The sequence below is a fragment of the Acinetobacter sp. ANC_7654 genome, from assembly GCF_056779855.1.
Map to the genome: position 1 here is coordinate 367,028 of NZ_JBWYIR010000001.1, position 14,849 is coordinate 381,876.

Annotated in this window: 13 protein-coding genes; 4 read left to right on the forward strand and 9 right to left on the reverse strand. The window is 38.1% G+C overall.

Translation table 11 applies throughout. The features are described from left to right. Positions 1-38: 38 nt before the first annotated feature. Complete coding sequence (locus AC1M86_RS01765) at positions 39-647, reverse strand: LysE family translocator (protein ID WP_035266421.1); 609 nt, start codon at positions 645-647, stop codon at positions 39-41. 112 nt (positions 648-759) lie between these two features. On the opposite strand from AC1M86_RS01765, the gene AC1M86_RS01770 reads away from it, so the two are divergent. Further along, the gene (locus AC1M86_RS01770; protein ID WP_092765973.1) at positions 760-1,254 is read left to right on the forward strand and encodes an Lrp/AsnC family transcriptional regulator; all 495 of its coding nucleotides are present in this window, start codon (positions 760-762) and stop codon (positions 1,252-1,254) included. An 86-nt stretch (positions 1,255-1,340) separates the two neighbouring features. On the opposite strand, the gene mtlD is transcribed toward AC1M86_RS01770, so the two are convergent. Both mtlD and AC1M86_RS01780 read right to left on the reverse strand, forming a co-directional pair. Beyond that, on the reverse strand, positions 1,341-3,488 hold the full coding sequence (gene mtlD / locus AC1M86_RS01775; RefSeq protein WP_481607103.1) for a bifunctional mannitol-1-phosphate dehydrogenase/phosphatase: 2,148 nt from the start codon (positions 3,486-3,488) through the stop codon (positions 1,341-1,343). A 210-nt stretch (positions 3,489-3,698) separates the two neighbouring features. Further along, entirely contained in the window at positions 3,699-4,073 is a 375-nt protein-coding gene (locus tag AC1M86_RS01780) for a hypothetical protein (protein WP_481588525.1), read from the reverse strand. Positions 4,074-4,409: 336 nt separating this feature from the next. Between AC1M86_RS01780 and AC1M86_RS01785 the strand changes: the two genes are divergently transcribed. Beyond that, a complete protein-coding gene (locus AC1M86_RS01785) occupies positions 4,410-6,080 on the forward strand; it encodes an amidase (RefSeq protein ID WP_481607104.1) in 1,671 nt (556 codons plus the stop codon). A 60-nt stretch (positions 6,081-6,140) separates the two neighbouring features. Here AC1M86_RS01785 and AC1M86_RS01790 read toward each other — a convergent pair whose 3' ends face one another. The 5 genes from AC1M86_RS01790 to AC1M86_RS01810 form a co-directional block, all read right to left on the reverse strand. Then, positions 6,141-7,058, reverse strand: coding sequence for a tyrosine recombinase XerC (locus AC1M86_RS01790; RefSeq protein WP_481607105.1), 918 nt, complete (start codon positions 7,056-7,058; stop codon positions 6,141-6,143). 112 nt (positions 7,059-7,170) lie between these two features. Continuing rightward, a complete protein-coding gene (dapF, locus tag AC1M86_RS01795) occupies positions 7,171-8,013 on the reverse strand; it encodes a diaminopimelate epimerase (RefSeq protein WP_481607106.1) in 843 nt (280 codons plus the stop codon). Between the two features lie 11 nt (positions 8,014-8,024). Continuing rightward, positions 8,025-9,269, reverse strand: coding sequence for a diaminopimelate decarboxylase (gene lysA, locus AC1M86_RS01800; protein ID WP_481607107.1), 1,245 nt, complete (start codon positions 9,267-9,269; stop codon positions 8,025-8,027). Between the two features lie 47 nt (positions 9,270-9,316). Further along, positions 9,317-9,511 (reverse strand): LPS translocon maturation chaperone LptM, encoded by a 195-nt coding sequence (gene lptM / locus AC1M86_RS01805; RefSeq protein ID WP_092765967.1) that lies wholly within the window; start codon positions 9,509-9,511, stop codon positions 9,317-9,319. Positions 9,512-9,661: 150 nt separating this feature from the next. Then, positions 9,662-11,059: an amino acid permease gene (locus AC1M86_RS01810; RefSeq protein ID WP_481607108.1), complete on the reverse strand. Its 1,398-nt coding sequence runs from the start codon at positions 11,057-11,059 to the stop codon at positions 9,662-9,664. 322 nt (positions 11,060-11,381) lie between these two features. On the opposite strand from AC1M86_RS01810, the gene AC1M86_RS01815 reads away from it, so the two are divergent. Further along, the gene (locus tag AC1M86_RS01815) at positions 11,382-12,740 is read left to right on the forward strand and encodes an alanine/glycine:cation symporter family protein (protein ID WP_481607109.1); all 1,359 of its coding nucleotides are present in this window, start codon (positions 11,382-11,384) and stop codon (positions 12,738-12,740) included. A gap of 58 nt (positions 12,741-12,798) precedes the next feature. On the opposite strand, the gene AC1M86_RS01820 is transcribed toward AC1M86_RS01815, so the two are convergent. Continuing rightward, positions 12,799-13,197: a hypothetical protein gene (locus tag AC1M86_RS01820; protein ID WP_481589700.1), complete on the reverse strand. Its 399-nt coding sequence runs from the start codon at positions 13,195-13,197 to the stop codon at positions 12,799-12,801. A gap of 187 nt (positions 13,198-13,384) precedes the next feature. Between AC1M86_RS01820 and radA the strand changes: the two genes are divergently transcribed. Beyond that, positions 13,385-14,773 (forward strand): DNA repair protein RadA, encoded by a 1,389-nt coding sequence (radA, locus tag AC1M86_RS01825; RefSeq protein ID WP_035267023.1) that lies wholly within the window; start codon positions 13,385-13,387, stop codon positions 14,771-14,773. The last annotated feature ends 76 nt before the right edge of the window (positions 14,774-14,849 follow it).

A 14,849-nucleotide genomic window follows, 5' to 3' on the forward strand; every position in this document is an offset into this window, starting at 1 on the left:
AATAGAAAGCGCAAACATTAGTTTGCGCTTTTTTAATGTTAATTCACAATGAGCCATGTTGCTGCCAATGAAAGCATCACTCCCGAACCACCATCAATCCATTTTTGACGTTTTTCATTTATCCCTGTTTTCTGTGTCAAAAATGCAAATACAAAACTCAATGATGAATAAATAATTAAGCATAATCCAATGAAGATTAGGGATAAGACAATCCCCTGTCCCATAATCGAAGAGGTATGCTGGTTAATAAATTGAGGCAAAATCGCAAAATAAATAAGCATACCTTTAGGATTAAGTAAGGATGTTATAAAACCGCGTCGAATCGGACTAATGACCTGACTTTGTTTAATTTCAATATTTTTGTGATTAAGCGCAGATCGAATCAAATTAAATGCCAAATAAAGCAAATAACAGATTCCTAACCATTTGATCGTTTCAAAAATAATAGGGAAAGAAATAATGATAGCCGCAATACCCACAACGACTAAAAAAGAATGGACGAAATAACCCAAACACACCCCTAAAGTCGCCATAACGCCTGCTTTCGCATTTTTACCCATTACCTGTGACAGAATAAATAACATATCCGGACCAGGCGTAAAAATAAGAGGGATAACTGTCAAAGCAAATAACCAATAGGTAGACATTTTCTTTCTTCCATCATTAATGAAAATGAAAAAAAAGTATCTTCGAATTTACATAAAATAGGATTTCAAATATTCTATTTATTCTTTAATTTTTAGAATTTAATTCCAATATATGAAAATAATATCTAAATCAATTTCAGTTAAATTAGATCGTATCGATAAAAGTATCATTCATGAACTTCAAACCAACGGTCGAATTCAAAATAATGATTTAGCCAAAGAGATTGGCTTATCACCATCCTCTTGTTTAAGACGCGTAAAAATTCTCGAAGATGCTGGAGTCATCCAGCAATACACAACCATTGTTGATCCTCAAAAAATCGGATTACAACTTATTCTATTTTCGCGTATTTGGTTGGTGGGACAAGACGCTGAAACCATCGATACTTTTATTGAAGCGATGAAAGAACTCCCTCAAGTCATGGAGTGCTATATTATTTTGGGCGAATGTGATGCGATGTTAAAAGTTGTCGTACCTGATTTGGAGAACTATCGTAAATTTCAGTCAGAACACTTAACCAAAAAAAATGGGATTACCAGTGTGAAAACGGATTTACCCAGTCAAATCATTAAACAAAGCTATCAACTGCCCCTGCAATCAATTTAATACCATTAAGCAATCGATCCGACTGACTTTTCAGATCGGACCGATTATCCATTTTGATCAAGTTAAAAAGTTAAATCTTCAATGCTTTAAGTTTTTTCAACCTCGATTTTTTCATTCAAAATTTTTTCTAAAAGTACATGCTGATCCACTGATTCACTCAATTTAGGATCACAAATTTTGAGTCTTCGTTTCAGCTCTTCCTGTAAATACAATTGATCCTCAAGCTCCAATTCAGTTTGACTAAGTTGCTGCGCAAAATATCGAATCACACCTTCAAGTCGTTGATTTTGCTTCAATATAACGTATGCATAACCCAATACAAGCCCTTTGAAAATTTCCTGATAAGGCTTACCACGTTGAAAATTGTATGCCAATGAAGATAGTACCCGCTCACCAAAACCTAACTTACGATATGGGTCTCGCGCCACTCGATCACATGGGTCTTTATAAGCCGTCTCACAAGAGTCGATAAAACTCTTTGCCAATAGTTCTAAATTTTCTTTTCGATGTGGTAGTAGATCCTTTAATCCAACTTTAACTTCATGGAGTACTGCCAACATAAATTTAGAAATTTGCTCATCAGACAGTGCAATCCCGATCGTTTCATATTGTCGAAAACTTGCAGCCCATGCTGTCATTGCATGCACACCATTCCACATGCGATTTTTGATTAACTGTATCTCTTCAATCTCTTCAACCAGAATCATTTGGCGCATTTTTGCCAATAAAGGACTGTTATTTTCCACATAAAGTGGCATATCTGTTTCGGCATGAAATAAGATCAATTCTAGATTTTGTAGAATATGCGCCGATTTGAATTTTTCGTATAGATCGTCAATATACTGAGTAGCCAATTGTTCTTGTTCAGCATTTAAACGCGTCCCTTCATCCACATCCGTCACGTCTAAATCATGCTCATGCTGCACATGTCTAAAAATATTGTATTTGATTTTTAACTGTCTAAATAGTTTTTGATCTGTAATTTTAGCTACCATTCGATTGACTACTGTATCGCAAAAATAGTGCTGCGACATGATGATATTGACTGTCTTCGCATCCGTAATTTCATGCAAAGCACTACAAATCTGTTGTTCAATTAATGATTTTGCGCCTACTTTGTTTAAAACAATTAAAACTGTTAGAGGATTCAACTGTTCTTCAAAATGGATATAACGCGCATACAACCCTTGAGCAATGGTTTTAGCCTCTTGCTCGATTGCCTTTTCAGGTAAACACAGTGCAATTAAACTTGATTCAATATACATGTGCTGCATCATTTCAATATTTGATGCATCTATGACGGTTATATTGTCTATTCGCTCGTCATGAGAGTGTTGCCCATAACGAATACTGTAACCACCAAAAGTATTCACACTATTTCTATAGAGTGAATTCCGAGTTGAAGCATAGATTTGTTTTGGTCGAGTATATCCATCCCAATGAGACAATACTTGGGCAATATAGCCACCACCTATTGCCCCAAAACCATGTATCCCCACGACATGCTGATTTAAAGTCTGAGGAAAAGAGTCAAATAGAGCAGGCATTTTTAATTTTGGTGTAAATTGATTCAAATCTTCCAGAAAATCATGCATGCTTTCGTAAAAGAAATTCGCTTTTTCGAGCATGGTTGAATTAGGTTCTTTGATATCTTGAAGTAATACCGTTAATCCACCCGCTTCAAACGCCGACATCACTCCATTTTCTGAGTCTTCAAACATTAAACATAAAGTTGGATCAATGTTCAGTTGCTCAGCAGCTTTTAAGAAAATTTCTGGGTGTGGTTTTCCATTATCAACCTCATCGCCGCATACGATAATGTCGAAAAACTTATATACATTGGCATTGATTAAATACTCTTCAGCTATTTCACGTCGACTCGAAGTTGCTACTGCCATTTTCAGATTGGACTTTCTTAAACGTTCAAGAACTTGCATGAGTCCAAATTTAATCGGCACTCCGTATTTTCTTACATGCTCAAGTTCTAGCTGATCTGCTCGCTTTCTGATTTCCGCATACGGTACTTCTTGACCATATTGCTGATTTGCCAGTTTTTCGGCACTACGAGCACTTAAACCCAAACAAGATAATAAATAGGCGTCTGTAAATTCGACACCAATGAGTTCTAATGATGCTTGCTTCAACGTTTGAAAACGAAGTCGCTCCGTATCAAACATTGTGCCATCCATATCAAAAATGGCGGCATGGATATTATTTTCATGAAATTTAATCATTTACCCCTCTCCAAAAAAATTCAAAATTATTAGACAAGTGTAAAGAATTTGACTGAATCGAATGAGCAGAATAAATATATGAAACAAAATTGAACGTTATTTAATCAATAATTTTATATTTATGTATTGAGTTGTTGGAAACGGGTAAATTTAATTTTCTATAAAGTAACAGAGCTAAAATTATTAGCCCTGTTTTTTAAATGATTTTTTTCAAACTTGATTGAGCGCCGCCAAGTAATCACGATGGACGTGACTCAATTCAATAATAGGATATTGTTCTAGTTCAAAAATTTTCCAAACTTCAATAAAGTCTTCTTTCAAATCAACTCCTTGATCTGCAATAGGTCTTTCTTGCCATTGCTGATCAGAAATCCACAAATAAGTCTTAGATGCTATTGGATCAATCGCTTGGATTTTTCCTTCAGTATTAATACCCTGCACATAGGCATTGTTGGGGAGAGCGGCCTCAATCATCGGTAAATTGATTTCCACAAAATGTTTCACCTGACGTAAACCATAACCTGCAAAAATGTCTTTTTGTGCTGAAGAGAGTTGCTGATACTTTTGATCAATATTGTCAATCATGGCTTGACCTAATCATTCCTGCAAAATATTTTTTAATTTGTATACAACTTAAATCCATCTATTAAAGTTATACCTTAAAAATCGTATTAAAAAAATTCAATTCGAAAAATTTAAGCTAAAGTTCAAGGGAAAATTATTTTTAAAAGCGCAGCTTTCAAAAGCTCAATCCCAACAATACATTATTTTTCAAATAATTTTATTCGCATTAAATTAACGCATTTTATTTATATCAATGGTTATTAGCTATTTTCTGGAGCATAAAACTGTAAATTTCATTCATTTTTAGAGTGGCACATTCATTGCTTAACCAGTTTGAACTTAATCTGGGGAATGCACATGATCACATTTAAAAAAACTCTGCTTGTTGTCACGATAGCAACTTTCTTAACAGCCTGTGGTGACAATGAAAGTAGCACAAATAATTCTAACACGCCGCCTCCTGTCCCGTTTAATCCTGTAGAAGCAACCATTAGTGATTTGCATAACTCGATTTTAAGCAAAGGTTCATCTTGTGTTGATGTTGTGCAAGGATATTTAAATCGTATATCAGCTTACGATCGACAAGGTCCAGAGCTCAATAGCATTATTTCTTTAAACCCAAATGCACTTAAAGAAGCAGAAGTGCTCGACCAACAATTTGCAAAAAATTCGAAACTTTCAGGACCTCTTCACTGTGTCACTGTACTCGCTAAAGACAATATTGATGCTGTAGATATGGCGAACACAGCAGGTTCTGTAGCATTAAAAGATAATTTTCCACATGATGATGCCTATATCATAAAAAATATCAAAGAAAATGGCGGAATCATTTTAGGAAAAGCCAATCTTGATGAGTTCGCTTTCGGCTTTGGTGGAAAATCAACTCTAGGTGATCAAACTAAAAATGTGTATGACTTAAGTAAAGGCCCAGGTGGTTCATCATCAGGAACTGGCGCTGCCATATCTGCAAGTTTTGCAATGGTGGGAATAGGAACTGATACGGGAGGGTCAATTCGTGTGCCTTCATCAGTACAGGGTCTTGTCGGTTTACGACCATCTTTACGTCTTTTGAGCCAAGATGGAATTATTCCACTGGCACCAACTCAAGATACTGCTGGACCAATGTGTAGACAAGCTATTGACTGTGCAAAATTAATGGATGCAATGATCGGATTCGATAGCTCATTAAGTTCAAATCAACGTAGTGAATTTGCACGCACTTCTCCTCTTCTAAAATCAGAGTCTGCTTACCGCGAATTGATTAATCAACCGAATAGCTACGTTCCTCATGACACTGTAAGTCTTGAAGGAAAGCGTATTGGTATAGTACAAGCACTTTACCCTTCCGAAGGTTCAACCACTCAACAGAAAGAAGACTACAATCTCGTTAAAGAAGCAATGGATAACGCAATTACTAAACTTGAAGAGGCAGGAGCGACTGTAGAAATAGTTACAATAAGCGATCTAAATACAATTTTGACACGTTATTCGAGTCTTTCAAGTGCTGAATTTAAAATATCACTTACAGAATATCTAAAGACCACAAGAAGTATTTACCAATCGTATGAAGATTTACTCGCTAGTGAACTAATGATCCGTAACTTCAGTGGCTATAATTCTGATCCAACAAGTGCTTCATATATTGAGAATTATGAGCGCAACACCACTGAAAGAAGTCCATTCGTGCGCTTACGCATGAACAGCGCTTTAAATAATGTTGAACTAGATGGTACTCGTAAAGGCGTACAATACGACGCTTTAGCCTACCCTTCTATTACTGGGTTCGCTGGTAATTTAGGAAGTAGCCCGACCACAGGTACCAATAATCGCCTAAGTCCGTTTAGTGGTTTTCCTGCATTATCTATGCCTGCTAAATCAGTCAACTCAAGTCGCAGTAGTTATCCTATGAATGTTAACATCGAGTTTATTGCTCGTGAATTTGATGAGCCGACTTTATTTGAAATCGCAGTCGCATTCCAAAAAGTGAATCCCGCACGTATGATACCTATACACACACCAGCACTTTAAACAGATAACTTTATCATTCAGTACAGTATTAAGTATATTCAATATACTTAATACTGAGGATTAAGATTTTTGGGCTCTAGGGTGAGCTTTATCATAGACTTGAGCCAAACGATCAAAATCTAACTGAGTATAAATTTGTGTCGTAGATAAATTACTATGACCTAGCATTTCTTGAACTGCTCGTAAATCACCACTGTTTGAAAGCAGATGACTAGCAAAACAGTGTCGCAGTAAGTGAGGATGTAAATCCACATTTACGCCCGCTCTTTGTGCTTGCAATTTGACTCGATTTTCAATCTGTCGATTCGTCAATCGACTCCCTTTTTTAGTAATAAAAACTGGGGAATCTAACTCAATTTCCCCACACCAGATACGATGGACTTTAAGCCATTCGATTAAACTCGTTTTCGCTTTCAAACCAAAAGGAACAACCCGAGTTTTATTTCCCTTACCCGTAATTCGAAGTAATTGTCGTGTAAAATCGATATCTCGAATATTCAATCCTTGTACTTCGGCTAATCGTAAACCACTTGAATAAAGCAGCTCCAAAATAGCTTTATCTCTTAACCACAAGAGATGATCTTGAGAGGATTCAGGTGCAGGTTGATCCAAAATTTGCTGAATCGTTTCGACATCAACCATACCCGGCAAAGGCCTTGGCTGTCTTTTTAACTTAAAATCATGAATGGGATTATTCGATAGATATTTCCCTTCCACAGCCCATTTCATGAATTGACGAATGGCTGTTAAATGACGTTGTAAACTTGCACTGTTGAGTTGATGTTGTTCAACCTTATAAGCCATATATTCTCGTAAATCAGATGCTTCAACTTGATTTAATTCAATTTTCTTTTCATAACAAAAGTCAATAAAACCAGACACATCACGGAAATACGCCTCAAGCGTATGCTCAGATTGATTTTGAATCTTTCTCTCTTTCAACCACATTGACAGCAATTGCATTGCGCCATATTGCATTTGGTTTTCTCTCTATTGAATCGATGCCTAATCATCAATACTCGTGGGCATTCCAACAAATCATAAAGTAAAAAGCCCTGAATTTCAGGGCTTTTTAGTCAGGAAATAAGTTTTATTGAAAATAACGTAGATCCAAACGACCTTCATAGACCGTTGCAGTTGGACCAGTCATCCAAACCACATCTCCCTCTTTCCATTCAATCAGCAATTTACCGCCGGCAAGTTCGATTTCCACATTGCTAGACAATAAACCACGGCGCATACCTGAGACAGCAGCAGCACATGCACCTGTACCACAAGCTAATGTTTCTCCCACACCACGTTCAAAAACTCGTAATCGAGCATGTTTTTCATCAACGATCTGCATAAATCCAGCATTTACACGCTCAGGAAAACGTTCGTGAGATTCCACTTGAGGGCCTATTTTAGCAACATCAGCAGTTAACACGTCTGGCACAATGGTCACTGCATGCGGATTTCCCATATTAACCACATCGATGCTGATCGTCTCATTATCCGCTAAAGCTAAATCATATAAAGCAGCAGGCGTTTCTGCTAAAAATGGGATTTGGTTCGGTAAGAACTTCGGATACCCCATGTTCACACGAACCCATCCATTCGCACCCAACTCAGGCTCGACAATCCCCGCCTTTGTTTGCACTTTGAATTTAGTTTTATTGGTTAAATGACGATCATGAACAAATTTGGCAAAACAACGAACCCCATTGCCACATTGCTCAACTTCAGAACCATCCGCATTAAAAATGCGATATTTGAAATCAACGTTCGGATGGTCTGGTGTTTCAACAATTAATAACTGATCAAAACCAATGCCAAAATTACGGTCAGCCAACCGGCGAATCATGACAGGATCTAGATAAGCACGTTGGCTGATTAAATCAACCACCATGAAGTCATTACCTAGACCATGCATTTTAGTAAATTCTAGCAACATCTATTGTCTCCTTAAGGCAATAAGGACTCACGTTCCCACAGAGACTCAATCGTTTCGCGTTGACGAATTAAGTGTGCTTGATCACCGTCAACCATCACCTCTGCTGCACGACCTCGGCTGTTGTAATTTGAACTCATCACAAAACCATAAGCACCTGCACCCAAAACAGCTAAATGATCGTTCGCTTGAATCGCAAGTTCACGCTCTTTACCGAGGAAGTCACCTGTTTCACAGATCGCACCAACCACATCCCAAACTTTTTTCTCAGTTTGCGAATTTTGATTAACTTCTTGGATATCCATCCAAGCTTCGTACAAAGAAGGACGAATCAAGTCATTCATTGCTGCATCAACAATTGCAAAATTGCGATGATTGGTTGGTTTTAAAAGATCAACTTTCGTCACCAATACGCCAGCATTCGCCGAAATACTACGCCCTGGCTCCATATACACTTTAAGACCTAGTTTTTCTAATGCAGGACGTAAAGCATTTGCATATTCTTCAACTGTCGGTGGAACTTCATTTTTATAAGTCACACCAAGACCACCACCAATATCAATATGTTTGAGGTTGATCCCTAATTTTTTCAATGCTTCAATCATGTTCATTACACGATCTAGCGCATCAACAAAAGGTTGAGTTTCAGTCAATTGTGAACCAATATGACAATCAATTCCTACGATATCTAAGTGACTTAAACTTGCTGCATACTGATAAGTTTCATATACCGAATCAGAAGGAATACCAAATTTATTTTCTTTAAGACCAGTCGAGATATATGGATGTGTTTTGGCATCAACATCTGGATTTACCCGAAGTGAAATTGGAGCTTTTACATTAAGTTCTGCTGCAACTTTTTGAATACGGTCAAGCTCTGCATATGATTCCACATTAAAACAAGCAATACCCACTTCTAATGCTTGACGAATGTCAGCTTCAGACTTGCCCAAACCAGAGAAGACAATTTTAGAAGCGTCACCACCTGCGCGTAAAACACGTGCTAATTCACCTCCAGTCACGATATCAAAACCGCAACCAAGTTTCGCCAACACATTTAGAACTGCGATATTTGAGTTTGACTTCACTGCAAAACAAATTTGGTGATCGATAAAGTTAAAAGCACGATCCATATCCAAATAATGTTTTTCAAAAGTTGCTTTTGAATAAACATAAAGTGGTGTACCAAATTGCTGAGCAAGTTGATCCAATGAACATTGTTCTGCGTGCAAAACCCCTTGAATGCGAGGGAAACTCATGGATGTATCCTTTCTAAATTGCGCTGGAGAAAAAAAATAAATGAATATTAATCTTGAGTAGGTGCAGCATCTGCTTTAGGTTCAGCTTGATCCTGACTTGGGCGATCATTGTTTTTATAAATTAAATATTGTGCTCGCTTGTCATAGTTTGGATCACTGGGTAGTTGTAATGCACCAGTCTGACCACATCCAGCCAAGATTGAAACAACGGCTGCACTGATAACTCCGATCAAAATACGCATACCTACACCTATCAGTAAAATTTATAGAAGTATACCTTGATCATCTAATTCACCAAAGTATTTAACGCAACAGATTAATAACAGAAATAAAAAAACGCCAGTAATTACTGACGTTTCTTTTGACCTAAATTGCAAATCATTTATAAGTTTTTATTTTTTCTTATAAAAACCAAAATAACCAATGATCAGAATAACAAACCAAATCGGGCTCACCATCAATGCACGGCGAGTATCATCTTCTAAAGCCAATACTCCAATCATGCCAACAAAGAATATAGCAACAATCGCACATGTCACCAATCCACCTGGTAGTTTAAATTTCGATTTGGCATGAAGTTCTGGGCGTGTTTTGTAATACACCACATAACTCCAAATAATCATCAACCATACACAAATAAATAAAATGGTGGAAAGTGTTGTCGCTAAAGTAAATGCTTCCACCGTATTCGGTACGAAGTATTGCAGTGCTGCCCCTAGTAACAAACATACTGCTGAGAAATACAAGGCATTCGCTGGCACAGCTCGCTTATTCAGTCTTCCAAAAGCTTCAGGAGCTTGAGTCTCGCGCGACAAGCCAAACAGCATGCGGCTGGTTGAGAATACGCCACTGTTCATCGATGACATCACTGAAGACAATACAACCAAATTCATAATAATAGCAGCGGCTGCAATACCTGCTTGACTAAACAAGTTTACAAATGGGGAAATATTCGGATCAATCTTATTCCATGGTGTAACCGACATCACCACCAGCAACGACAAAACATAGAAAATAATGATTCGAATAGGAATCGAGTTGACAGCTTTCGGCAAGTTCGTTTCAGGATCTTTAGTTTCAGCTGCGGTTGTACCCACCAGTTCTACACCCACAAAAGCAAAAATTGCGATTTGGAAGCCTGCCAAGAAACCGATTGCACCTGTTGGGAAGATCCCGCCGTTTGACCAAATATTGCTAAATGCTGCGATTTCACCTGATGTAGAAGTGAAACCTGTAAATATCATCCAAAAGCCAACGCCAATTAAAACCACAATTGCGATAATCTTGATTAAAGCAAACCAGAATTCTAATTCACCAAACAGTTTCACTGTAACAAGATTCAATCCCATAATAAATACGATTGCAGCGATGCTAATCATTACCCCTTCTTCAGGGCTAAAAGGCATCCCATTATTGAAGAACTGAAGGTAATAAATGATCGCCGATAAATCTGCAATACCGATGGTGATCCAACACAGCCAGTAGGTCCAGCCCACAAAGTAACCTGCCCATGGTCCAATTAAATCCGTGGCGAAATCTATAAACGACTTATATTGCAAATTTGAAAGCAACAATTCGCCTAGTGCTCGCATCACTAAAAAAACCATGAAACCGATGATCATGTAAATTACAAGAATTGAAGGACCAGCTAGGCTAATTGTTTTCCCAGAGCCCATGAACAAACCTGTTCCAATTGCGCCTCCAATTGCAATTAACTGCAAATGTCGATTGGATAGACTTCGTTGTAATTCACCATTTTGCTGAGGCGAATTTATATTTTGATCTGACATTTTCAAATTCACCAAATATATTAATCGGCACAACTTAACTGAAAAAAATCAGATTTCAAAAAGAAAATTAGCACGATCAATATTTTCTAATTAGTTTAAAGTATTAATTCATTTTTCTTATATATCACCAGAATGATCAATTATTCATCATATTTATTTATCTTATTTTGAGTAAAATATTGAAAATCTTGTTGTTATATGTAAAAAATATAAGTGCAAAAAATAATCAAAAGGAATGATGTGTTTGATCGCGCAAAAGTATGGCATATCCCTTGCTTGATCATGCATGTAAAAAACAATCAGGAAAATAAGAAGGTAATTTATGCAAGAAATACAATCAATCATGGAAACACTCAGCGGCTTAGTCTGGGGACCTTATATGCTGGTGCTGATTGTTGGGACAGGTGTTTTCTTAACATTCCGTCTACTTTTTTGGCAATTCAGGATGCTTCCATTGGCATTTAAACAAGTGTTCGGGAAACACCCAGATAAAAAAGACTCGGGAGATATCTCACAATTTGCCTCACTCATGACCGCACTTTCAGCCACGATTGGTACAGGTAATATCGCAGGGGTAGCGACTGCTTGTGTACTGGGTGGTCCGGGTGCTGTATTCTGGATGTGGATGACTGCTTTTTTCGGTATGGCAACCAAATACGGTGAAGGTGTTTTGGCGGTCAAATACCGTGTAAAAAATGAAAAAGGAGAAATGTCTGGTGGTCCAATGTACTACATTGAACGAGGACTTGGCGCGAAATGGAAGTGGCTCGCAGTCCTCTTCGCATTATTTGGTACATTAGCATCCTTTGGTATTGGTAGCTCAGTTCAATCAAACACAGTGGCACTAGCAGTAGAAAATAGTTTGGGTATAAGCACGCTCACCACTGCCATCATTATTACAATTTTCTCTGCATTGGTGATTTTAGGCGGTATTAAGTCTATTTCCAAAGCATCCTCAGTTATTGTTCCAGTCATGGCTCTAGGCTATGTCATTGGCGGGCTAATTATTATTTTCAATAACCTTGAATTAGTTGTTCCTGCTTTAAAAATGATCTTTACCTATGCATTCACAGGTGAAGCAGCAGCAGGTGGAGCCATCGGTGCAGCGATTCGTTACGGTGTTGCCCGTGGTGTATTTTCAAACGAAGCTGGTATGGGCTCTGCTCCAATTGCAGCGGCAGCAGCTAAAACTGATCACCCTGCCCGTCAAGGCCTAGTTTCAATGACAGGTACATTCATTGATACGATTATTGTGTGCTCAATTACGGGTATTGTTCTTGTTATGGGTTTCATCATGGCAGGACAAACATTTGGTGATCAAACTGGGGCTGTTTTGACCATTAGTGTTTTTGACAAATTACTACCAGGATTTGGGGGCTGGGTTGTTACGTTCGGAATCATCTTTTTTGCTTATTCAACTATTTTAGGTTGGAGTTATTACGGTGAAAAATGTTGCACCTATTTACTGGGTGAAAAGTCAGTATTTATCTATCGTCTCATTTATATTGCTTCGGTATTTGTAGGCTGTGTCGTCACACTTGATTTAGTTTGGCTTTTCGCAGACACCTTCAATGGGTTAATGGCAGCACCAAACTTAATTGCCTTATTATTACTTTCTGGAGTCATTGCAAAAGAATCTAAAGACTTTATTGAACGTCGAAAATCTGGTGAGCTTTATTAAACAAATTAATAGAATTAAACCAATAAAAAAGCCTCATTGATGAGGCTTTTTTATCTTTTCACGAAAATTTCTGCTCATTCAAATTTTGTTTTTCCTCTTGATCCTTTGCAATTTCTTCCGCAACCTCTAAGCTCAATACAAAAAATAGAACATGTTCAATTATCATATTGCCTTGTTCATCTTCAAGATAATTTTTAACCAGCTGATACTGCTTATTTTGCTCATCAAAAGGAATATCTAGATATAGGTCACCCAGATAGCTATCAATTTCATCCTCACCTGACAAACCTAGACATGGCTCAAATTCAATTTCATGTTGTTCAAGCCATGTAATCACAAGATCTCGAATATTTTCTTCCTCATTCTGATCATCCGTGTAATTCTCAAAATGAATAAACAGCACATCACGCTGTATTTCACGTGCGATGGCATCAATATGTTGGGCGTACAAGCGCATATCAAATAACTCAGTCGATTCTTGATATGAGTATAAATTAATTCATGATCGCTTTAATTCAATATCACGTTAAAGCACACGTCATGACTTGTCTTATTGTTTTTAAATTTGATCAATATTTTTTTGTTTTCGCGACCTTTACTCAGTATGCTCAGCATATAGAAAATCACAAAACCTATATCAAGTTATGGCTAAAGCAAAAAGTGTATATCGCTGTGAACAATGTGGCGCAGATCATCCTAAATGGGCAGGTCAATGCTCAGAATGCGGAGAATGGAACAGTTTAGTTGAAGTCACCATTGCCCCAGCGATTACGCATCGCGCAAATCCAAAAATTGCAGGCGGTTATGCTGGTCAAGCAGCATCAATCACTACATTGAATCAAGTTTCAGTTTCTCACGAAACACGTTTAGCAACAGGGATTGGAGAATTTGATCGCGTTTTAGGCGGAGGGCTTGTTACTGGTTCAGTTGTACTGATCGGTGGTGACCCTGGTATTGGTAAATCAACAATTCTTTTGCAGACGGCAACCCATATGGCTGCCGCGAAAAGTTCCGCCCTATATGTCACTGGTGAGGAATCTTTATCTCAAGTTGCATTACGTGCCAATCGTTTGGATCTTCCAACTGATCAATTAAAAGTGATGGCTGAGACGTGCGTAGAGCGTATTTGCGAAGTATTAGCGCATGAACGACCTGCTGTCGCGATCTTAGACTCGATTCAAACTTTATACACTGAAACTTTACAGTCTGCGCCAGGCGGCGTTTCTCAAATTCGAGAATCTGCAGCCCTTCTGACACGTTTTGCGAAGAACAGCGGAACAGCTTTATTTATTGTGGGTCATGTGACCAAAGAAGGTGCTTTAGCTGGCCCTCGTGTTTTAGAACACATGGTAGATTGCGTACTTTATTTTGAAGGTCAATCTGATTCACGTTATCGAATGATTCGAGCTGTTAAAAATCGTTTTGGTGCAGTCAATGAACTCGGTGTTTTTGGGATGACTGATAAAGGGCTTAGAGAGGTTGCCAATCCCTCAGCCATCTTTCTTAGCCGATATGATGAAGCGATTCCTGGTTCTATCGTCATGATTAGTCGAGAAGGCACACGTCCACTCTTAGTTGAAGTGCAAGCCCTAGTAGATGACGCGCATGGTCAACCTCGCCGTGTTGCATTGGGTCTTGAGCAAAACCGTTTGAATATGCTACTCGCCGTCATGCACCGTCATGGTGGTGTTCAAACTTCTGGTCAAGACGTATATGTGAATGTTGTTGGTGGCTTAAAAATTACTGAAACGGGTTCAGATCTCGCCGTCTTATTGGCCTGTGCTTCAAGTTTGAGAGCAAAAGCACTCCCTCAGCAATTGGCTGTATTTGGCGAAGTGGGATTATCGGGAGAGATTCGTCCCGTACCTAACGGGCAGGAACGGTTGAAGGAAGCAATTAAGCACGGGTTTAAATATATTATAGTCCCTAGAGCGAATGCACCACAAAAGGATATTCCTGGTGTTCGCATTATCGCCGTTGCCCGTCTACATGAAGCTTTAACTGAAGCGATGAGCTTAGCGGATGAACATTAATTCAGCTGATCAATTTATTTAACTATACACTGTGTATGAATACTGAAAAAAATTGAGGTTTAAGTTGAAATTTAAG